The following is a 19,990-nucleotide window of genomic DNA, read 5'->3' on the forward strand; positions in this document are numbered from 1 at the left end:
AGTTCAATCGGAGAAGGGCCAGGGGCCGGAAAAGGCGCCGATCGGTATTACATCGGATACGAAACCTGGACTGGGCGTCTCGACCCAGCGGTGCACCGTGATTGCGCCGGGTTCCAGGACCAGCTGCGGGTCGCGGGCAGCGTGGTGGTCGGTCAACACTGCGTGGCAGGTGGCGGGTCCGATCTGACAGGTGATACGACCGATTTGACCGACGACAGCGCGATGGACATGGCCCGAAATCATCCGAATGGGGCCGGGATAGGCCTCCAGTCGCGCCATCAATTGCGCACCGTCATGCAGGTTATCGGTATCCATCGCGGGAATCCCGGCATGTATCCAAGGGTGATGCGTGGCGACAATGACTGGTTTATCGCCCAAATCATCCAGCGCCGTATCAAGAAACGCCAACCCCTCGGAACCGAGCGCTCCATGGCGCGCACCCTCCTGCAGGGTGTCGAGACCGACAATGGTGAAGGGCCCGAGTTCGCGCACCCAGTGGATAGGCCCCTGCGTTGGCATCCACGCTGCATCGGGAAAGGCTGCGCGCATCGGTTCGCGCGTGTCATGATTGCCAGGCACCGCCAGCCAGGGCCGTTTCAATTCAGCCATGATGGAGGTGAAATGGGCGTATTCCTCAGGCGCGCCGTGATCCGTCAGGTCGCCGGTCACGATGACGCAGTCGATCCCGTCCAGACTGGGGAGCTTTGCATTTATCGTCGCAACTGCGCGGCGCAGGGCCTCGGCCGTATCCGAACGCCCGCAAGCGAGCGCGCCCGGGGCGACGATGTGGGTGTCGGTGATCTGGATGAAACCGGTCATCAGGCAGCCCCTGCCTTTGGTAGGATCAAGAGCGCTTCGGTCGGGATCGACAGACGGACATCCTCGCCCGGTCTGGGTGCGGACAGGCCGGTATGCAAGGCAAAAAGCGGTGCCTCGGTCGCTCCGGTCAGCGCGATGCGGTAATGCGTGCCAAGAAAAGTCACGGCTTCGACGCGAGCGGTCACAGCCCCCTGCGGCTCGATCCGGACATCCTCGGCCCGCACCAGGACCTCCTGACCGTCGGCGGGTTTCGGCAGGTCAATCACCCCACCCGGCAGGTGCAATCGACTGGCCTCGATCCGTCCACCGAGTGGCATCGCATCGCCGACAAAGCGCGCCACAAAGCCGGTGGCGGGGTTGCGATATAGCGCCTCGGGCGTGCCGATCTGTGCCACTGCGCCCTGACTCATGACCGCGACACGGTCGGCGATGGCCATGGCCTCGTCCTGATCGTGGGTGACAAAGATCGCGGTTATGCCGAACTGGCGCAGCAGGATCGCCAATTCGTCCCGCAACTGGCCACGCAGGGCAGCATCCAGCGCCGAAAGCGGCTCATCCAGCAGCAGCACCCGCGGACGGGGGGCCATGGCGCGGGCCAGAGCCACGCGCTGACGCTGACCGCCTGACAACGCGGTGATCGCGCGGTCGGCATAGGCCTCCAGGCGACACAGGGCGATGACCTCGTCCACCCGCGCGTCGATGTCCGCGCGCGACAATTTCTGCATCTTGAGGCCGTAGCCGATGTTACCGCGCACCGACATGTTGGGAAACAATGCATAGGACTGAAACACCATGCCAATCTTGCGCGTTTCAACGGACTGATGCGTTACCTCCTCGCCGTCAAAAACGATCGACGCGCCGGGATCGGGTGTTTCAAGCCCGGCAATGATGCGCAACAGCGTGGATTTTCCGCATCCGGACGGACCAAGCAGCGACAGGATCTCGCCCTTGGCGATCTCCAGGTCGGTGGGCAACAGCGCCCGTGTGCCGCCGGGAAAGGTCTTGGCGATATTGGTTAGTGTCAGTGTCATTGCATGATCCTTTGAGCGCGTGCGCTGGCCCATTGCATGGCCATCAGAAGCGGCACAATCATCACGAAGAAGACCAGCGTGTAGGCCGACGCCACTTCGAGCCGCATCGAGGCGTAGCTGTCAGCCAGGCCCACGGGCAGGGTTTTTAGATAGGGTACGTGCAGCATCCATGTCAGGTTGAACTCGCCGATCGACAGGGTGACCACGGTGAGCGCCCCGGCAAGGATGCCGGGCATCGCATTCGGCACAACGATGTCAATGAAACGCCGCGCCGGCCCCGCGCCAAGGCTGGCAGCCCCTTCCTCCAGCGTCTTGAGGTCAATGGCCGCCAGCACGGACAGGACCGAGCGCACCATGAACGGCAGCGTGTAGAGGACGTGACCGACAAGGATAAACAGCCAGCTGGTACGAAACTCGGTCCAGCCGCCATAAAGCTGCAAAAGCGCCAGAGCCAAGGCCAGACCCGGAATGGCCAGGGGCAGCGAAATGAACTCTTCCAGCACGCGCGAGGCACGACCGGGATTGCGCGCCAGAGCATAGGCGGCAGGCACACCCAGGACCAGAGTGACGATCAGACAGGCCAGTGCGAGCCCGACCGACAAGAAGATGCTACCGGAATAGAGCATCCAGACCTCGCCGATCCATTTCAGCGTCAACCCCGAGGACAACCCGCGAAAGTAGTTCACCGTCAGCCCGGCAAGAACCGATTGGATGATCGGGATCAGGAGAAACGCGCAAGTTAGCAAAGTGACCAATAATGGTATGATTTTGGTGAAGGATTTCATCGTCCTATCCTCCTGCCGCAACGTTTGTTCCCGACAGGCTTCGCGCGATCAGCAGCAGCGCCCAGGTCACCAGCCCCAGCACCACGGACAGAGTAGATGCCATGGCGATATTCGCTGACAGCGTGAATTCGGTATAGATCACCATCGGCAGCACATCGATGTCGGTGGCGAGCGTGAAGGCCGTGCCGAAGGCGCCCATGGCTGTGGCAAAGGCGATCGCCCCGGCGGCGATCAACGCAGGCGCCAGCGCCGGCAGCAAAACGTCAATGACAATACGCAACGGCGGCGCGCCCAGGGTCCGGGCCGATTCCTCCAGCGCCGGGTCGATCTTTTCCGCTGCAGCCATGACCGTCAGCAATACGCGCGGGATCGAGAAATAGAGATAGCCCAGAAACAAGCCCGTGATCGAATAGGCAAAGGTCCAATGACCGGGCAGGATCTGGTTCACCAACCCTTGCCGTCCGCCCAGCAGGATGATCATGAACCCCACGACAACGCCGGGAAAGGCCAGCGGCAACGTCAGGATCGACAGAAGCGTATTGCGGCCCACGAACCGGTTGCGCACCAGGAACAGCCCGGCGGTGGTGGAAATCGCCAGCGCCGCCACGGTGACGGCCAGCGACACCACGACGGTCTGCCCCAGCGTCGACAGGTACCGTGGGGTTTGCAGAATCTGCAGGTAGATGGCCCAGCCTGCGTCACCCTCGCCCGCAGCGAGGACCAGGCGACCCAGCGGGATCGCCAGAAAGGCGAGAGTGAAAATCGCCAGCGGCAGCAGGCACAGCGTCAGGAAATGGCGTTGGATCATCAGCGGCTCCGATGCAAGAGACGGCCGGGCAGGACCACTGTCCGCCCGGCCTGAAGAGCGACGTTACTTGACCTCGTTCAGATACCGCTCGCCAAACGCGGCCTGCGCCTTTTCCATCTCGGCGTAGTCGACCGCGACGGCGCGCTCGTACTCGGCGGCTGGCAGAAATTTGGCCGCCACCTCGGCAGGCAGATCTACCGGCCGCGCGGGCTGCAGATAGGCGTTGGTCCAGATCGCCTGCCCCTCATCCGACAGGATGAAATCCAGCACCTTCTTGCCGGCATCGGGGTTCGGGGCGTCGGCGACCAGGCTCATGACATAGGGCACCCGAACCGAGCCTTCGCAAGGCAATACAAACTCGAAATTGCCGTCTTCCTCGTATTTCCCGCGATAGGCATTGAAGTCGTAGTCGAACAGGATCGGGATCTCGCCCGACACCACCCGCGCGAAAGAGGTCTGTTTGGGTACGATCGGATCGTTTTCGGCCAGCGCGTTGAAATAGGCGATCGCTGGATCGAAATTTTCGAGATCACCGCCGTTGGCCAGATTCACGGACACCGCACCGGCATAACCGACAAAGGCCGACGACGGATCGAGATAGCCGACCATGCCACGATATTCCGGCTTGGTCAGGTCGGCCCAGCATTGCGGCACCGGCGCACCGCCCAAGGCATCGACATTCACAAACAGGCCCAGTGTGCCGTAGTGAACAGCAAACCAGCGGCCTTCGGGGTCCTTGAGGCCTTCGGGGATGTCATCGAAGCCTGCGGGCTTGTACGGCTGCGCGACGCCCTCATTCCCGGCCTTGATACCGGTGGTCACACCATAATAGGCAACGTCGGCAACGGGGCTTGCACGTTCCGCCAGCAATTGGCTCAGGGTCTGGCCGGAGTTCTTATTGTCATGCGGCATCTGAATGTCGAGGCGGTCGTCGATGGCCTCCAGCATCGAGGCCCAGTCCGCCCATTGTGGCGGGCAATTGTAGCAGACAGCATCCTCGGCAGAGGCAGGTGCAGCGATCGCGGTTGCGAAGGCTGCGGCAAGAACAGTATGTTTCATGGGTTCATCCTTGTTTGAGATCGGTCTTGAGCGAGTGAACAGACGGCGGCCAGGCGGCAACCTGGTCGTCGTCACGGCTTTCCGTCCGGGGGCGTGCTAGCGTGGCCCCTGCACGGAAATCGAATGGCAACGGGGGTCGCTGCGCGCAGCCCCCACCTTGCATCATGTCCAGTAGAGTCTGCGCGGCCTGGCGCCCCATGGCCTCCGGTGCCGTCTCGATCGTCGCCAGAGGCACGTCCAATAACCGCCCGACGTCGATCCCGTCGAAGCCGACAACCGACAGGTCCCTCGGGACGCTTTTCCCCACCAGGCGGGCGGCCTTTTGCACGGCGATGGCCAAAAAGTCGTTTGAAGCGAAGATCGCCGTCAGCCCGCCAAGCGAGGAGAGAACCTCGGCCAGAATAGCAGGCGTATTCGCCTCGGCTTCGTCGAGTTCGATCAGGGCCGGATCCGGCAGGCCTCGTGCCCTGCACTCGGCATGAAATCCCGCATAGCGGTTGCGCGACCGGTCCGAACTGGAGAACCGCAGCGACAGAAAGGCCGTGCGCTGGTGACCAAGATCGGCAAAGCGTCGCGCGACCTCTCGCGCGGCCTCGAAATTGTCCACATGAGCGGTCACGAACCCGTCCAGCGGATCGTGGAACATCAATGACACCGGCACACCCCGGTCACGCGCCTGGTTCAGGGCCGCGCTGCGTTCGGGGGCGACCATGGTCACGATCAGCCCGTCAACTTCCTTGGCGACGAGGGTCGCGATGGCCTCGTTGTCGGCATCACCGTCATAATTCGAACTGGCAATCAGCAGCTGGTAGCCCGCGCCCGACAACACCTCCTGCGCGCCTTGCACCGCCTCTGCAAAGACCGGATTGGTCAGCGAGGGAACCAGGCAGCCGATCGTCATGCTGCGCCCGCCCTGCAACGCGCGTCCGATGGCGCTGAAAGAGAACCCCAGATCGCGCGCTGCGGTCTCAACCCGCGCACGCACCTCAGCACTGGCCGGACCGGATTTGTTCAGAACCCGGCTTGCCGTTGCGATCCCGCAGCCGGCGGCGCGCGCGACGTCCTTGATGGTCACTCTTTGCTTCTGGTCCATTCGTCAGACTCGATTGGAAACGTTTCCATACCTGATAAAGAGGATTCTTTTCAGGAATATGACAAAGGCCGAGGTCGCCGGCGGATCGTTTGACACTTCCGCTGCGCGTTGCCGGTGGCCGTTCCGAATAGGATTTTCACGCGTGGAGGATGCGGTTGCGCAGATCGCGGGATCGCGGCAACAAAAAGGGCTGCCCCGGTCGATACCGGAGCAGCCTCTCTGTTTTAGGTCCGCGTCAGTTTATTTGGCGGCCTGGTGCGCACCGGTGGGTGCCTGTTCGCCGGTCTCTTCTGCCTTGGGCGTAAAGAAACCCGTCCATGCGTAGAAGATGCCAAACACCGGCGCCAGCCAGCAGGCAAAGGACAGCGGGATATAGAGAAGATTCTCCATCTTGCCCTCCGAGATCCCCAGCGCCAGCGCCGAGATTACAAAAGCACCGCCTGCGTTCCATGGGATCAGCGGCGAAATGATGGTGCCGCCTTCTTCGGTGGCGCGGGCAAGGTTCAGGCGCGAATAGCCGATACGGTCATAAACCGGCTTGAACATCCGACCCGGCAGCGCAATCGACAGATAGGGGTCGCCTGCCACGGTGTTGGTTGCCATCGACGACAGGATCGCCGAGGTCTGCACGCCAGCGATGGATTTGACCCGCTTGGTCAGCAGCTCGATGATCGCGGCCAGACAGCCTGTGCGCTCCAGCGCGCCACCAAACCCAAGCGCAATCAGGATCAACGAGATGGTCCACATCATCGACTGAATGCCGCCCCTGTTCATCAGCGCATCCATCGCCTCCACCCCGGTTTCAACCGAGTAGCCGTAGTTGGCATAGGTAAAGACGTCATGCACCGATGCGCCCTGCACAAAGATCGCAATCAACGACGCCACCATAACACCAATGAACAGCGTCGGAATTGCGGGCATCTTCAACATCGCAAGCCCGATCACCAAAAGAGCGGGCAACAAGAGCCAGGGCGTGATGTCAAAAGAGCCATCCAGCGCGGTCTTAAAGCTCTCGATCCGTTCAAAGGACGGCTCCCCTTCGCCAAGGTTGAAGCCCATCACCGTATAGATCGCCAGCGCAATCAGCATGGCCGGAACCGTGGTCGGCAGCATGTTGCGGATGTGGTCAAACAGCTGCGTATCGGTCACGGCGGGCGCAAGGTTGGTGGTGTCCGACAGGGGCGAGATTTTATCGCCAAAGAAGGCCCCCGAAACCACCGCGCCTGCGGTCCAATATGCAGGAATGCCAAAGCCTTCGCCAATGCCCATGAGCGCCAGACCCACGGTGCCCACGGTGCCCCAGCTTGTCCCAAGCGCCAAGGAGACGATGGAACACAGGATCATGCCCGCAGCCAGAAACAGCTGCGGCGACAGCAGCGACAGCCCGTAATAGATCAATGTCGGAACCGTACCCGAGGCGATCCATGTGCCGACGATCATGCCGACAAGGATCAGAACCGAGACGGCGGGAAAGGAGACCGCGATCACATGGAATGCGCCTTTCTCGATCTCATCCCAGCTCAGGCCTTCGATCAGGCCCACGACGGCCGTCAATGCGATACCAATGGCCAGCGGGATATGCGGGGTAAAATCCCCAAAATAGAAGATCTGCACCCCAAGGATGCCGAGCGTCAGCACAATCGGCAGCAGCGCCAGACCGATTGATGGACGAACGTCCGTTTTTTGTAATGGCATGAAACATGTCCTCTCTGTTGGGTGGCGAACCGTGACCTGGCCTCAATGAGGGCATCACCGAGTGCAGCGGGGTCCGGTGCCGGTTGTCGTCTCTTTGGGATCAGCTGGTGGATCTGTAGGCGAGTATTGCGGCCGACAGATCCTCAATCGCGGTACCGACCCCTTTGAAAAGGGTAATTTCCTCTGGCGACTGGCGCGGGGACAGATCCCCTTCGCACAGGTCCTTGAGCGTAGCGCGAATGTCGCTTTCGACGAGCACGCCGGTTTCCAGCGGGGTCTTGATGTCGCCGCTTTCCACCAGCGCATCCATCGTGTCCACATAGACCGTGGCACGGGTCAGCACCGCGTCGTCCGCTTCGCGCATGGTTGGAGTAAAACTGCCGATCAGGTCGATGTGCTGGCCGGGGTGCAGCCACGCGCCCTGCAGCACCGGTGTCTGCGACAGGGTCGCGCAAGAGATCACATCGGCCTCTGCTGTGGCGGCCTCGACGCTTTCGGTGACCTCGGCGGCAATGCCCATATCGTTCAGGTTTGCCACCGTGCGCGCCGCATTGTCCGGCATGATGTCATGGACCAACGTGCGCGTTACCGGCAGCACCTCGCGGTAGGCCTGCGCCAGATTAAAGCCCACGCGCCCGGCGCCTATGATCAGATGCGTGGCGCTTTCGGGGCGGGCCAGCCGCCGTGCCGCCAGCGCCGAGGCGGCTGCGGTGCGCCGCGCTGTCAGCTCTCCGCCATCTGCCAGCAGCAGATGCGCGCCGGTTTCGCGGTCAAACAACACATAGCTCGACGACAGCGCCGCGCGGCCACGTTTGCTGTTGCCGGGCACCACATTGACCAGTTTGATGCCGCCAAAGCCCTCCGCACGCCATGCTGGCATCAGCAGCAGCACATCGTCTTCTTCTTCGGCGTTTTCCAGATAGTGGTGATGACGCAGCGGCGCTTCATACGCGCCGCAAAATCCCTGATCCAATGCATCAATCAATTCCGCGTAAGGCAGGGCGGCGCGGGTCTGTTCCTGGTCGAGAATTTTCACTGAACGATCCTAACTGTGAAGAGGAGGCAGCGCCGGGCGGATAACGCCCGTGCCTAGGCGGCGATCAGCCAGCGGGCTGTCTCGGAAACGCCGTATGAGGGAGATTGAGCGCCATGCAGCCGCTCGGCGAGGAGCTGTCCTGCGCCCGCCGCCATGGTCCAGCCAAGCTGGCCATGACCGGCGTTGAGCCAGACATTTCTGTGGGTGCGCAAACGGCCCAGATAGGGCCGCCCGCTGGGGGTGGTGGGGCGCAGACCGGCCCAATGTGTGACCGCATCCAACTCGACCGCGCAGCCAAAGTGGCGCGCCACATAGTCATCCAGATACGCCGCGCGCTCCGGGTTGGGGCTGCTGTCGTGACCTGCAAATTCGGCAATGGCGGTGACGCGCAGGTAAGACCCCAGCCGGGTGACTGCGATCAGATTGGTTTCATCGACCAGCGGGCGGGCTGGCATATACGCCCCATCCCGTATCGGGTAGGTCGCCGAATAGCCTTTGACCGGGTAGATCAGCGGGCGCACGCCAAGCTGTTTGCCGAGCGCGACCGTGCCAACACCTGCCGTGATCACCAACTGGTCGCAGGGCACTGGCCCGTTTGTGGTCTGCACCGTCGACACGCGCCCCTGCGCACGCGCGAACCCGGTGACCGTTGCGCCATAGTGGAACGTGACCTGTCGGTTCTGCTCCAGCCACTGCGCCAGCGCTTTGGTGAACCGACGGCAATCGCCCTTACTGTCGACCGAGGACAACAGCCCGCCTTTCAGCCTGTCGCCATAAACCTTCAGCGCCGGGTCCCATTGGGTCAGTTCTTCGGCGCTCATGGGAGAGAAGCCTTCGAGATGATCCGACGCCTTGCGCGCGGCAAAGGCGCTCTCTTCCCCATAAAGATAATAGGCCCCGTCATGCCCCTGCTCGAAAGCAAGCCCAGTGGCTTGCTCCAAGGCCTGCAACTCTTGCCGCCCATGGCGGGCGAGCCACGCCATCGCGCCGGAATTTTCTCGATGCGCCCGCGCCGAGCACTGACGCAAGAACGCCAGCCCCCAGCGCCAGAGCTGCGGGTCCATCAGCTTGCTGATCTTCACGCTCGGGGTACGGCCCAGCAGAGCATCTATCATTTGCGCAGGCGCGGCAGGCCCGGCCCAGCTCTCGGCATGACCGACGGCAATGATCCCCGCATTGGCAAAGCTGCAGCCCTCGGCAGGGGCCTTTGCGCGCTCGATCACGGTCACGTGGTGGCCGCGTTCCGCGAGGTGGTAGGCGGAGGCCATCCCAACCACCCCCGCTCCGATCACGGCAATTCGCTGGCCACGCTTCTGCTGGTCATGCATACTTTCATCCAAATAGCTCGGGCACATGGCCTATGGGCAATTTTTTGGTAAAATAAGAAAAATCATGTCGCAAACAACAAAAAAAGACTCTCCCTTTGTCTCTGATGCACAAACGGCATTGCTGGATGACAGTGAAAAGCAGCAGATCAGGCTTGAACTCGGCAGGCGTGTCAAAGGCTTACGCAGTTCGGCCGAGATGACACTGGAACAAGCGGCAGAGCGCACGGGCCTTGCGGTTTCGACCATTTACAAGATCGAAAACGGCAAAGTGTCCCCGAGTTTTGAGAATCTGCTGCGACTCGCACGGGGGTATGGCGTCGGCTTGGAGAAGCTGATTGCAGAGCCGGAAGGCGAGGTCACGACGACGCGCCTCACGGTTACGCGCGCGGGCCAGGGGCGTTCCGTAGAGGGCAAAGCCTATGCCTATGAAATCTTGTGCAACGGCCTCACCGGCAAGAAAATCATCCCGCTCATCGGAACTGTTGGCGCCGCAGGCGGGACCACGCCCGAGCATCTTGACCGGCATGATGGCGAAGAGCTCCTGTTCATACTTGCAGGAGAGGTCGAATTGCGCGTGGAACATTATGAGCCGGTGATCTTGAAGGCCGGAGATTGCGCCTACTATGACAGTACCATGCGGCATGGGGTGCGCAGTACAGGGGCCGAGGATGCGCGTGTGTTCTGGGCCTGCACGCATATCGAGGGGCTTGATTGAGCATCCTCACGGCCCTCTGGGGACATGGAAGTTGATCTCAGGCTATGTGGCCTGATCCACTTTAGCCTTGATTTCCGCACCCTGTTGCACGAATGTGCAATAAATCGTGGGGTCTGGAATGTCTGACAGCAAACCTAAATTTCGCCGGGAAAGCCCGGAGCTGCGCCGTGAGCAGCTTGTCGAAGCCACACTGCGGGTGATTGCGCGCAAGGGGGTTTCGGCAGCGACCGTGCGCGAAATCTCAGCTGAGGCCGGCGTTGCCTTCAGCCTGATCCGGCATCACTTTCGCACCAAAGAAGATCTGATGTATGCGGCCTATTCCTTTCACATGCAGAAGATGGCGCATCTCTCCCTGTCGTCGGCGACAGATACAGACCGGACACTCGCGGACCGATTGCGCCAATGTATTCGGGACACGCTCTCTCCGCCGGTGACCAACGGGGCCGGTTTGCAGATCTGGGCGGGTTTCATTCAGATGGTTCCGCATGATGAGCGGATGAAACAGATCCACATCGATACCTATCTCGGCTTTCGCAATGCACTGGAGCCGCTGATCACAGAAGCGCTCGAAGCCCGTGGCGCGCCCGTCGACCCGGCCTTGGTCGAACAGAAGGCGATCGCCTGCAATGCGGTCCTCGACGGGCTTTGGCTCGAAGGGTCGATGCTGCCGGACATGCTGCCGCCGGAACGGTTGATCGCAGTGGCGGAGGCGACCCTATTCGCCATTCTGGGGTTGCCAGCAAATAGCTGACCCCGACCAAGGAAGATACAAGGAGAAAGCATGCCAACGATCGGTCAAGCCCTGGCGCAGAACCTCGTTGATCGCGGGGTTGAGGTGGTTTTCGGCATCCCCGGGGTGCATACCATTGAACTCTACCGTGGGATCGAAGCTGCCGACATTCGCCACGTTACACCGCGTCATGAACAGGGGGCGGGCTTCATGGCGGATGGCTATGCGCGTATCTCCGGCAAACCTGGCGTCGTGTTCGTGATTACCGGCCCGGGGTTGGTCAATACGCTGACGCCCATGGCGCAGGCACGTGCCGACAGTTCCCCCATGATCGTGGTAACGGGTGTCAACCGCCGCGACAGCCTTGGCAAGGGGCTGGGCCTGCTTCATGAACTGCCCGATCAGTTGGGGTTGTCGAAAACAGTATCAAAGCACGCCGAGCAGGTTGAGGACGCAGCCGGGCTCGACGGGGCGCTGGGTCGTGCGTTTGCCGGGCTCGCCGGACGGCCGGCGCCAGTGCATATCGAGGTACCGACGGACGTCATGGGCCTGCAAGGTCCGGATGATCTGTCGCTGACCGATGCCCCCGCCCCCGATGACCCGGATCTTGCACCCATCCTGGCACGTCTCACAGAGTGCGCGCGCCCCGTCATCATCGCCGGTGGTGGTTGCCGCAGGCAGGACGCGGCGCTCACACAATTGGCGGAGAAACTCGACGCACCCGTGGTGCAAACCGTCAATGCGCGCGGATTGATGCATGGGCATGCGCTCACCGTCGCCGCCAGCCCGTCGTTGCACGCCGTCCGGGAGCTGATCGAAGACGCCGATTGCGTGCTTGCGCTTGGCACTGAGCTTGGTCCGACCGACTACGATATGTACGCGACAGGAAGCTACCCGAGAATGGCGTCTTTGCTGCGCATCGACATATGCCCCGAGCAACTGCGCCGCCACCCAGCAGAGGTCGCGGTGACCGGTGATCTGGATCGGTGTCTGTCGCGACTGGCTGCCGAGATCGACAGCAAGCCCGGGACTGGTGGCGCGGGCCGCGCAGAGGCTGCACGCAATGCGGCGCTGCGCGAAATCGACACCACCGCACCTGGCTATAGTGCGTTGATCGAGCAGATCGAAACCCTGCGGGATGCGGCCCCGGGCGCGATCATGGTCGGGGATTCCACGCAAGCGGTGTATGCCGCAAACCTGGCTTACGACCACGACCGCCCCGGCGGCTGGTTCAACGGGGCCACCGGATTTGGTGCGCTCGGGTTTGCGATCCCGGCCGCGATCGGGGCCGCCATCGCCGATCCGACCGCACCTGTCATCGCGCTCATGGGCGATGGCGGCGCTCAGTTCACCTTGCCGGAACTGGGTGTGGCCAGCGACGAGAACATCCCCATTCTGTTCGTGGTCTGGAACAACAACGCATTCCTCGAGATCGCGAACTCCATGGAAGCCGCAGGCATTAAGGCCACTGGATGCCACCCCGGAGCACCGGATTTCGAGGCGGTATCCGCCGCCTATGGTCTCGGTTTCAAACGCACATCTCCAGATCAGCTGCGTGCCGCGCTTGCTGACCTTTTTCCTCTCTCGGGTCCGATGCTGCTGGAAATCGAAATGTAGGGACCCACACCAGGGCGGGCCTCGCCCACCGCCTCGTGAGGATATGACCTGCCCTCAACGACAGAAGCCGCGCTCGTGGACCCGGGCGCGGCTTCTTGCCAATCCGACAGGTGAAAGGCGGCTCAGACTTCGACCGACACCTTGCCGATCGGGTTCGAGCAGCAGGCGAGAATGTAGCCTGCCTCTATGTCATCATCCGAAATCCCGCCGTTGTGCACCATATGCACATCGCCGGAGGTTTTCTTCACCTTGCACGTGCCGCAGACCCCAAAGGTGCAGCCGGATGGGATATTGAGGCCATTTGCACGCGCGGCTGCCAGAACCGTATCCGTCTCGGCCACCTTGGCAGTGACACCGGAAGTTGCAAAGGTGATTTCGGCCTTGGTGTCATCATCAAGCACAACATCATCGAGATCCGGCTGATCAGCTTCATTCGCGACCGGCGCGTGAAAGCTCTCCTGATGATAGTTGTCCATGTCAAAGCCGAGACCGGCCAACGCGTCCCGGACCGCCTGCATGAATGGTTCCGGACCACAGCAGTAGACCTCGCGCTCCAGATAGTCCGGCGCCATCAGGCCCAGCATCAACTGATTGAACACGCCCTGGTAGCCTGTCCAGGGGCGGTAGAGATCAGGCTCTTCCACCACGAACTTCAGGTCGAGCCCTTCGGAACGGCTGGCCATCTGCTCCAGGCGTTGCCGGAAAATGATCTCCGACGGCCGCTTGGCACAGTTCACGAACACGATGTCCAGATCATCCCCGTCGTCCCACATGCTGGTGGTCATCGACATCATCGGCGTGATGCCCGATCCGGCGGAAATGAAAAGGAACTTCTTTGACTGGCTGCCGGCGTTCGTAAACAACCCTGCCGGGCCGATGCCTCTGATCCGCACCCCCGGCTTCAGGTTGTCGAGCATCCAGCGCGTTCCGATGCTGTCCGGCTGCGCCTTCGCGGTGATGGTGATCGTGCGCGGGCGCGATGGCGACGAGGAGATCGTGTAGGTGCGGTGCACGGGGCCACCGGGAACCGGAATCTCAAGCGTCATGAACTGGCCGGGGTCAAAGTCGAACAAGGCACCGGACGGCGCCTTGAAGGTGAAGGACGCGGTATTGTCCATCTCCGGTATGATGGAGACACATTCCAGCATCTCCGTATCATTCCAGATCGCGCGTTCACTCATTTTGGGCATTTGGTCTTACTCCGCCGCGATGGCTTGGGGATCGCGGTTGCGCTTAAGGGTATTGAGGTACCACTCCACGAATTGCAGCACGCCGCTTTCCTGCACCGCGGAATACGGCCCGGGCTGATAGGCGGGAGAGTTGATACCCATCTGGTTGTACTCGACGACCTCGCGGTCCTCGTCATTGGTGGCGATCCAGACTTCGGTCAGGCGATTGAGATCGTAGTCCACGCCCTCGACCGCATCCTTGTTCACCAACCATTTGGTGGTCACTTCGGTTTCCGTCGGGCTGATCGGGGTGACGCGGAACACGATGGAGTGGTCCGACAGGAAGTGGTTCCAGGTGGTCGGATAGTGGAATTTCAACAAGGAGCCGGCATCGGCAAACGCCGCCCGCCCCAGCCAGCGCCGCACCGCCGTCTTGCCGTCCAGGGTATAGCTTTCAGCGCCTTCCTTGAGCGGCATGCGGGCAATCCGAAACTGCCCGTCGTCGTTCAGGAAGAAGCTTGACGGCATACCGGCCCCTTCGCAACGGTCGAAATGCGCTTGCAGGTTGGCGGGGGTTTCGCCGCCCTCGATACCGGTGATCGACGGATCATCGGGGAAGGTCCGGCACAGGGAGGGGTGGTTGCCGCCGCAGTGATAACACTCGCGGTTGTTCTCCCAGACCAGTTTCCAGTTGCCCTTCTCAACGATCGAACTCTCGTAGGCCACTTTGGCGTTCGACAGGTCGTGCACGTCCAGATAGGGGCGAACCGTGTCGGCAAACGCGTCAAAGCTCGGGGCGTCCTCCGCAAGACAAATATAGACCAGCCCCGACAGTTCGCGGCAGTGGACTGTCTTGAGCCCGTGTTGTGCAGGGTCGAAATCCGGTCCCATATCCCGAGCCCAAAGCAGACGCCCGTCCAGCTCGTAAGTCCACTGATGGTAGGGGCAGACCAGTTTCGGATTGTTGCCCTTCTTCGCCTTGCAGATGACAGACCCGCGATGGCGGCAGGAATTGTGGAACGCCCGGATGACATCATCGCTGCCGCGCACGATGATGACGTTGAAGGCCCCAACCTGATGGGTCACATAGCTGCCGGGCTTTTCCAGTTCGCAGGCGGGAATGGCAAAGAGCCAATCCTTGTAGAAGATCTCTTGTAGATCGGTCTCGAACACCTCGGCGTCGGTATAGAACGCCTGCGCGAGCGCATGACCCGGCGTATGATTGGCGATCAGCGCATTGAGATTGCTGTTCATTCCCTGACTCTCCTGCCGCCTGCTCGCGATCCTGAGACGGAGCGTCACGCGGTTGGTTTTTGTGCAGATGGCAATGGGAATCCGTCAGGTCGCAACGGAGGAAGCCGCGCCCTTCAAGATGCCCAAACCGCCACCCGCGGTTGACGATATCTTTCGAGGCTGGTTTCCGGGCTCAGGAGAAGACCAGATGGTCCAAGTGCGACGCCTTCCCGGGTTCCTCCCCCCAGTGGCCGATGTCGCACCCGCTGTCTCCATGACCGTTGCGGGGGCAGCGCCGGATTTACACCGGCTTCCCAATTCTCCACCCGGACACGCCGGGCGGCACCTCTGGGACCGAGTTGTACCGAGATTCGCAAATCCCGATCTGCGATTTGCGACATTGTTTATTTGGTTCGAGACAAGGCGCGGATTCCCGGTGCGCTGCAGCGGCCCTGTCGAGAGGGTCTTACCCCGACGGCCGCCGGCTGGTGCAGGCTAAGTCCAATCCGCAACGAGGTTCTTCTCAATCCACTGTGGAACGCCTTGCTACGCAGCGTCTGCCGCGTCCACCGATGATCGGATCCAACTTTTGGGTTGGCAAACCGGGGCATAATGGTGATCCTGCGCCCATACCGCGCACTTCAGATGCGTAATTGGGGAGGAAATTATGAAAAATGTCTTGGGGCTTACCGCCCTCGCAACCCTGACCTGTGCCTTTGCCGCCGAAGCCATGGCGACCGAATGGAACGTGTCCGTCTGGGGCAAACGCCGCGCCTTTACGGAACACGTCGAAAAACTGGCGGAGTTGGTTTCGGAAAAGACCGATGGCGCGTTCACCATGAACATCAGCTACGGCGGCTTGTCCAAGAACCGCGAAAACCTCGATGGTATTTCCATTGGTGCGTTCGAGATGGCGCAATTCTGCGCGGGATATCACCGCGACAAGAACCGCGTCATTACCGTTCTGGAGCTGCCCTTCCTCGGTGTTTCCAACCTGGAGGAAGAAGTTGCCGTTTCCGCGGCCGTCTATGGCCACCCGGCAGCCACTGACGAGATGGCGCAGTGGAATGCGAAGCTGCTGATGACGTCTCCGATGCCACAGTACAATATCGTCGGCACCGGCGAAGCGCGCGACGAGCTGGCCGAATTCGAAGGCATGCGCGTGCGTGCCACGGGCGGGATCGGCGAAGCCTTCAAAGCTGTTGGCGCAGTGCCGACCTCGGTCACCGCAACCGAAGCCTACCAGGCCATGGAGTCTGGCGTCGTCGACACGGTCGCATTCGCTCAGCATGCGCATCTGTCCTTCGGCACCATCAATCGCGCCGACTGGTGGACGGCAAACCTGAACCCTGGCACCGTGAATTGCCCTGTTGTGGTGAACATCGACGCCTATGAGAGCCTGTCCGACTCCGAGCGCGAGGCCCTCGACAGCTCGATCCCGGAAGCGCTGGATCACTATCTGGCCAACTATGGCGAACTCCTGAAGAAATGGGACGCCGTTCTGGAGGAAAAAGGGGTCGAGAAAGTCGAGATCTCCGATGAGGTCCTGGCTGAGTTCCGCGCCACCGCAGCGGATCCGATCCGCGAAGCCTGGATCAAGGACATGGAGGCGCAAGGGCTGCCCGGGCAGGAACTGTATGATCTTGTTCAGAAAACCCTGAGCGACCATCGCAACGGCAGCTGATCGCATTGCGATCACATCGGGCCCGGATCTTCAGAGCCGGGCCCGTACCTATTCTATTCACCGATAAAGACAACAACCGGGGGCAGGAATGGCAGGTTCATCAACCGTGCTCAGTGATTCCAGTGTAATCTCGCGGCTGGACAGGGCGTTGCTGCCGATCGAAAGAGCAACAGCCCTCCTGTCCGGACTGGCCGCTTTTTCGCTGATGTTCCTTGCCGCGTATTCCGTGGCCGGTCGCCAATTGGACCGGACGTTTCTGGCACCTGTTTTCGACCGGCTTGGTCTGATGGACGGCCCCCTGCCCGGCTACGTTGACTATATTGAGGCCCTGATGCCGCTGATCGCCATTCTGGGCGTGTCCTACGTGCAGCGGGAGGGTGCGCATATCCGCATGGATATTCTTGTGGGACGGTTGCATGGACGGGCACTTTGGTTGTTCGAATTTGTCACCGTGCTGTGCATGCTTGTACTGGTGTTTGCGCTTGTCTGGGGATCCTGGGCGCATTTTGACAGATCATTTGATTGTGCCCGCCCGCTGTGTTCACGCGACAGTTCGATCGACATCGGTCTGCCGATCTGGCCGTCGAAACTGGTGGTGCCTGTCGCCCTCGCCGTCTTGAGCGCCAGACTGCTGTTGCAGCTCGTGGCCTATGCCCGTGCCTTCGTCCTGGGGCTGCAAAGCCCGGCCGCAGTACCGTTGATTCAATCTGTCGCAGAGCAGGCCGCTGCCGAAGCCGATCAACTCAAGGAGCACGATAAATGAGCGATATCGAGATCGGTCTCTGGGTCAGCGGGGCAATGCTGGTCCTGGTCGTGCTCGGCATGCGGGTGGCTTTTGCAGCTGGCCTGGCGGGGTTTGCAGGCCTGGTATGGCTGCGCTGGAACGGGTTCGACTACGATCCTGAGCGCTTTGGAAAATCTGTCGAAATCAGCGTCAAGATCGCCGGCCAGGTCCCGCATTCCAAGGTGTCCAGCCAGGCGCTGAGCCTGATACCCACCTTCATCCTGATCGGGTATCTTGCCTATTACGCGCAAATGACCACGGCCCTGTTCGAAGCCGCCAAACGCTGGGTTGCCTGGGTCCCCGGCGGGCTCGCGGTCTCGACCGTGTTTGCCACAGCGGGCTTTGCCGCCGTGTCCGGCGCATCCGTCGCCACAGCGGCGGTGTTCGCGCGTATCGGCATTCCCGAGATGCTGGCGGTGGGATACAACAAACGGTTCGCTGCGGGCGTTGTGGCCGCAGGCGGAACCCTTGCCTCACTCATCCCCCCCTCTGCGATTCTGGTGATCTATGCCATTATCGTCGAGCAGGATGTGGGCAAGCTTTTGCTGGCGGGCTTTATCCCAGGGGCATTCTCGGCGGTTGTCTATGCGGGTCTCATCATCGCCATTGCCATGATCTTTAAGACGGTCGGACCTCCTGTCACGGGCTTCACCTGGCGTGAACGGCTGGTGTCCCTGCCACCGGCATTGCCGATTCTGGCAGTCGTGGTGATCATCATTTTCTTTGTCTACAATCCCTTTGGCGAGGCTTGGGGCACTCCGACCGAGGGCGGCGCGGTCGGCGCCTTCATTGTCTTCATCATGGCCCTGATCCGCGGCATGCGTCTGCGCCAGTTGCGGGACGCCTTGCTGGAAACGGCCAAGCTCACGATCATGATCTTCACCATCATCTGGGGTGTTCTGATCTACGTCCGTTTCCTCGGTTATGCAGACCTGCCGCATGCCTTCGCGGATTGGATTTCCTCTCTGTCCGCGCCTCCGATGCTGATCCTGATCTGCATTCTCCTCGCCTATGCCGTGTTGGGCATGTTCATGGACGCGATCGGAATGCTGCTTCTCACCTTGCCCGTGGTCTACCCCGCCGTGATGGCGCTGAACGGCGGCGAGCTGGTGTCCGCGTCGGATTCGGCGTTCGGCATGTCCGGGCCGATGTGTGCCATCTGGTTTGGCATTCTGGTGGTGAAAATGGCAGAGTTCTGCCTGATCACACCACCGATCGGCCTGAACTGTTTTGTCGTCGCAGGCGTGCGGGAGGATCTTTCGGTACAGGATGTGTTTCGCGGGGTCATGCCCTTCTTTATCGCCGATGCCGTCACCATCGCGCTTCTGGTTGCATTCCCGATGATCGTTCTCTGGCTCCCCGGCCTCGCCAGTTGAACGCCTTTGCGCCCGCTTTATTGTTTCTGCCCTGGGCGCAAAGGCGGCGCAAAAAATACATTCCACATCCACAATTCCATGTAATCCACCCCTTTCGCCATGGCGCGAAAGGGGTTCATTAATTCAATTCGACAAGTCTTTCCTTTGAAGCAGCCCAAACACCAATGATACCATTGGTTGTGAAAGTTGGTCATTGTACCGCAGGCTAGAACAGCCGCTTTGTGTGAGTAAAAGGTCAAGAAATGTCGAATATGCATGTTCACGATTACCCGTTGACGACGGGAGCAAAACCGATGCTCCTGAACGTCCTTTCCATTGATGACGACGAAATCGACCGGATGCGATTGCTGAAGATCTGCAGGAAAGCCGGTCTGATGGTCGATTTCACCGAAGCTGCCAATCTCGATGAAATGCGGGAATGCCTGGAGATTGACTGCTACGACCTTGTCTTTATCGATCATGACCTTGGCATGGACACCGGCCTGGATGCCCTCGGGATCCTGCTGTCCCACGAAGAGCAGGTCAACGCGGTTCCGATCATGCTGACCTCCTCCGTCGACTATCATATTGCGGTCGAGGCCATGCGGCGCGGATGTGCCGACTACATCGTGAAGGACGAGCTGACGGTCGACTCCCTGATCAAATCGGTAACATCCGCGATCGAACGGCGCGCGCTCTATGGTGCGCTCACCGATGCCCGGGCCTCCGAATCGGAACTGAAATCAGTCTTTGAAAAATTCATGGTCAGCTGTGGCCCGGAAATGCGTGAATTGCTACGCCGCAGCATGATGGGAGTCAGAGCCGTCAAGATGCAGGCCCGCAGCGACGATGCCGTTGACCCGACTTTGTTGTCAAACTTGTCCATGTTCGAGCGCAGCGCAAAAGACCTGGTCGCGTTTATGGATGATCTAGAAAGTGTTGTTGGCGCTGGTCGGCGTTTGACAGTCAACGAATTGCGCAAACGCATTCAATAAAGTCTGAGCTCAGCCGTTGCAGGAATGAACAGAAACGTGGTTCGACAATTGATC

18 protein-coding genes and 1 riboswitch are annotated in these 19,990 nt (G+C 60.8%); of the genes, 7 read left to right on the plus strand and 11 right to left on the minus strand.

Annotated features, from left to right (window positions below):
- Positions 1–3 precede the first annotated feature (3 nt).
- The 9 genes from MHM97_RS18405 to MHM97_RS18445 all read right to left on the minus strand — a co-directional run bounded on the left by MHM97_RS18405 (position 4) and on the right by MHM97_RS18445 (position 9,654).
- Complete coding sequence (locus tag MHM97_RS18405; protein WP_239324210.1) at positions 4–819, minus strand: phosphodiesterase; 816 nt, start codon at positions 817–819, stop codon at positions 4–6.
- Entirely contained in the window at positions 819–1,850 is a 1,032-nt protein-coding gene (locus MHM97_RS18410; protein WP_239324212.1) for an ABC transporter ATP-binding protein, read from the minus strand. Before MHM97_RS18410 ends, MHM97_RS18405 begins: the two co-directional genes overlap by 1 nt.
- Positions 1,847–2,635 carry an ABC transporter permease gene (locus MHM97_RS18415; protein ID WP_239324214.1) on the minus strand — a complete coding sequence of 263 codons (789 nt, stop codon included), beginning with the start codon at positions 2,633–2,635 and terminating at the stop codon, positions 1,847–1,849. The genes MHM97_RS18410 and MHM97_RS18415 overlap by 4 nt, the downstream gene beginning before the upstream one ends.
- Before the next feature lie 4 nt (positions 2,636–2,639).
- Positions 2,640–3,443 (minus strand): ABC transporter permease, encoded by an 804-nt coding sequence (locus MHM97_RS18420; RefSeq protein WP_239324216.1) that lies wholly within the window; start codon positions 3,441–3,443, stop codon positions 2,640–2,642.
- 63 nt (positions 3,444–3,506) lie between these two features.
- Positions 3,507–4,502, minus strand: coding sequence for an ABC transporter substrate-binding protein (locus tag MHM97_RS18425; RefSeq protein WP_239324218.1), 996 nt, complete (start codon positions 4,500–4,502; stop codon positions 3,507–3,509).
- Positions 4,503–4,506: 4 nt separating this feature from the next.
- Positions 4,507–5,595 carry a LacI family DNA-binding transcriptional regulator gene (locus tag MHM97_RS18430; protein WP_239324220.1) on the minus strand — a complete coding sequence of 363 codons (1,089 nt, stop codon included), beginning with the start codon at positions 5,593–5,595 and terminating at the stop codon, positions 4,507–4,509.
- Between the two features lie 240 nt (positions 5,596–5,835).
- Entirely contained in the window at positions 5,836–7,290 is a 1,455-nt protein-coding gene (nhaC, locus tag MHM97_RS18435; protein ID WP_239324222.1) for a Na+/H+ antiporter NhaC, read from the minus strand.
- A 100-nt stretch (positions 7,291–7,390) separates the two neighbouring features.
- A complete protein-coding gene (locus tag MHM97_RS18440; RefSeq protein ID WP_239324224.1) occupies positions 7,391–8,326 on the minus strand; it encodes an ornithine cyclodeaminase family protein in 936 nt (311 codons plus the stop codon).
- Positions 8,327–8,379: 53 nt separating this feature from the next.
- Positions 8,380–9,654: an FAD-dependent oxidoreductase gene (locus MHM97_RS18445; RefSeq protein WP_239324226.1), complete on the minus strand. Its 1,275-nt coding sequence runs from the start codon at positions 9,652–9,654 to the stop codon at positions 8,380–8,382.
- Positions 9,655–9,679: 25 nt separating this feature from the next.
- Between MHM97_RS18445 and MHM97_RS18450 the strand changes: the two genes are divergently transcribed.
- The 3 genes from MHM97_RS18450 to MHM97_RS18460 all read left to right on the plus strand — a co-directional run bounded on the left by MHM97_RS18450 (position 9,680) and on the right by MHM97_RS18460 (position 12,716).
- Positions 9,680–10,369 (plus strand): helix-turn-helix domain-containing protein, encoded by a 690-nt coding sequence (locus MHM97_RS18450; RefSeq protein ID WP_239324229.1) that lies wholly within the window; start codon positions 9,680–9,682, stop codon positions 10,367–10,369.
- A gap of 118 nt (positions 10,370–10,487) precedes the next feature.
- Positions 10,488–11,120: a TetR/AcrR family transcriptional regulator gene (locus MHM97_RS18455; protein WP_239324231.1), complete on the plus strand. Its 633-nt coding sequence runs from the start codon at positions 10,488–10,490 to the stop codon at positions 11,118–11,120.
- Positions 11,121–11,150: 30 nt separating this feature from the next.
- Positions 11,151–12,716: a 5-guanidino-2-oxopentanoate decarboxylase gene (locus MHM97_RS18460; protein ID WP_239324233.1), complete on the plus strand. Its 1,566-nt coding sequence runs from the start codon at positions 11,151–11,153 to the stop codon at positions 12,714–12,716.
- A 122-nt stretch (positions 12,717–12,838) separates the two neighbouring features.
- On the opposite strand, the gene MHM97_RS18465 is transcribed toward MHM97_RS18460, so the two are convergent.
- Positions 12,839–13,906 carry a hybrid-cluster NAD(P)-dependent oxidoreductase gene (locus MHM97_RS18465; protein WP_239324235.1) on the minus strand — a complete coding sequence of 356 codons (1,068 nt, stop codon included), beginning with the start codon at positions 13,904–13,906 and terminating at the stop codon, positions 12,839–12,841.
- Between the two features lie 6 nt (positions 13,907–13,912).
- Positions 13,913–15,139 (minus strand): aromatic ring-hydroxylating oxygenase subunit alpha, encoded by a 1,227-nt coding sequence (locus MHM97_RS18470; protein ID WP_239324237.1) that lies wholly within the window; start codon positions 15,137–15,139, stop codon positions 13,913–13,915.
- A gap of 140 nt (positions 15,140–15,279) precedes the next feature.
- Positions 15,280–15,483, minus strand: a riboswitch (cobalamin riboswitch).
- A 302-nt stretch (positions 15,484–15,785) separates the two neighbouring features.
- Between MHM97_RS18470 and MHM97_RS18475 the strand changes: the two genes are divergently transcribed.
- From MHM97_RS18475 to MHM97_RS18490, 4 genes are all read left to right on the plus strand, one after another.
- Positions 15,786–16,802 carry a C4-dicarboxylate TRAP transporter substrate-binding protein gene (locus MHM97_RS18475; protein WP_239324239.1) on the plus strand — a complete coding sequence of 339 codons (1,017 nt, stop codon included), beginning with the start codon at positions 15,786–15,788 and terminating at the stop codon, positions 16,800–16,802.
- An 88-nt stretch (positions 16,803–16,890) separates the two neighbouring features.
- A complete protein-coding gene (locus tag MHM97_RS18480; RefSeq protein ID WP_239324241.1) occupies positions 16,891–17,565 on the plus strand; it encodes a TRAP transporter small permease subunit in 675 nt (224 codons plus the stop codon).
- The gene (locus MHM97_RS18485; RefSeq protein ID WP_239324243.1) at positions 17,562–18,962 is read left to right on the plus strand and encodes a TRAP transporter large permease; all 1,401 of its coding nucleotides are present in this window, start codon (positions 17,562–17,564) and stop codon (positions 18,960–18,962) included. The genes MHM97_RS18480 and MHM97_RS18485 overlap by 4 nt, the downstream gene beginning before the upstream one ends.
- 293 nt (positions 18,963–19,255) lie before the next feature.
- Positions 19,256–19,936 carry a response regulator gene (locus tag MHM97_RS18490; RefSeq protein ID WP_239324250.1) on the plus strand — a complete coding sequence of 227 codons (681 nt, stop codon included), beginning with the start codon at positions 19,256–19,258 and terminating at the stop codon, positions 19,934–19,936.
- The last annotated feature ends 54 nt before the right edge of the window (positions 19,937–19,990 follow it).

This window comes from Epibacterium sp. Ofav1-8, assembly GCF_022348185.1.
GTDB lineage: Bacteria > Pseudomonadota > Alphaproteobacteria > Rhodobacterales > Rhodobacteraceae > Epibacterium.

Bases quoted from the DNA above. Each gene is read 5' to 3' on its own strand.
- MHM97_RS18405 (WP_239324210.1), bottom strand. From the start codon at position 819: ATGACCGGTTTCATCCAGATCACCGACACCCACATCGTCGCCCCGGGC.
- MHM97_RS18410 (WP_239324212.1), bottom strand. From the start codon at position 1,850: ATGACACTGACACTAACCAATATCGCCAAGACCTTTCCCGGCGGCACA.
- MHM97_RS18415 (WP_239324214.1), bottom strand. From the start codon at position 2,635: ATGAAATCCTTCACCAAAATCATACCATTATTGGTCACTTTGCTAACT.
- MHM97_RS18420 (WP_239324216.1), bottom strand. From the start codon at position 3,443: ATGATCCAACGCCATTTCCTGACGCTGTGCCTGCTGCCGCTGGCGATT.
- MHM97_RS18425 (WP_239324218.1), bottom strand. From the start codon at position 4,502: ATGAAACATACTGTTCTTGCCGCAGCCTTCGCAACCGCGATCGCTGCA.
- MHM97_RS18430 (WP_239324220.1), bottom strand. From the start codon at position 5,595: ATGGACCAGAAGCAAAGAGTGACCATCAAGGACGTCGCGCGCGCCGCC.
- nhaC (WP_239324222.1), bottom strand. From the start codon at position 7,290: ATGCCATTACAAAAAACGGACGTTCGTCCATCAATCGGTCTGGCGCTG.
- MHM97_RS18445 (WP_239324226.1), bottom strand. From the start codon at position 9,654: ATGCATGACCAGCAGAAGCGTGGCCAGCGAATTGCCGTGATCGGAGCG.
- MHM97_RS18450 (WP_239324229.1), top strand. From the start codon at position 9,680: ATGGCCTATGGGCAATTTTTTGGTAAAATAAGAAAAATCATGTCGCAA.
- MHM97_RS18455 (WP_239324231.1), top strand. From the start codon at position 10,488: ATGTCTGACAGCAAACCTAAATTTCGCCGGGAAAGCCCGGAGCTGCGC.
- MHM97_RS18460 (WP_239324233.1), top strand. From the start codon at position 11,151: ATGCCAACGATCGGTCAAGCCCTGGCGCAGAACCTCGTTGATCGCGGG.
- MHM97_RS18465 (WP_239324235.1), bottom strand. From the start codon at position 13,906: ATGCCCAAAATGAGTGAACGCGCGATCTGGAATGATACGGAGATGCTG.
- MHM97_RS18470 (WP_239324237.1), bottom strand. From the start codon at position 15,139: ATGAACAGCAATCTCAATGCGCTGATCGCCAATCATACGCCGGGTCAT.
- MHM97_RS18475 (WP_239324239.1), top strand. From the start codon at position 15,786: ATGAAAAATGTCTTGGGGCTTACCGCCCTCGCAACCCTGACCTGTGCC.
- MHM97_RS18480 (WP_239324241.1), top strand. From the start codon at position 16,891: ATGGCAGGTTCATCAACCGTGCTCAGTGATTCCAGTGTAATCTCGCGG.
- MHM97_RS18485 (WP_239324243.1), top strand. From the start codon at position 17,562: ATGAGCGATATCGAGATCGGTCTCTGGGTCAGCGGGGCAATGCTGGTC.
- MHM97_RS18490 (WP_239324250.1), top strand. From the start codon at position 19,256: ATGCTCCTGAACGTCCTTTCCATTGATGACGACGAAATCGACCGGATG.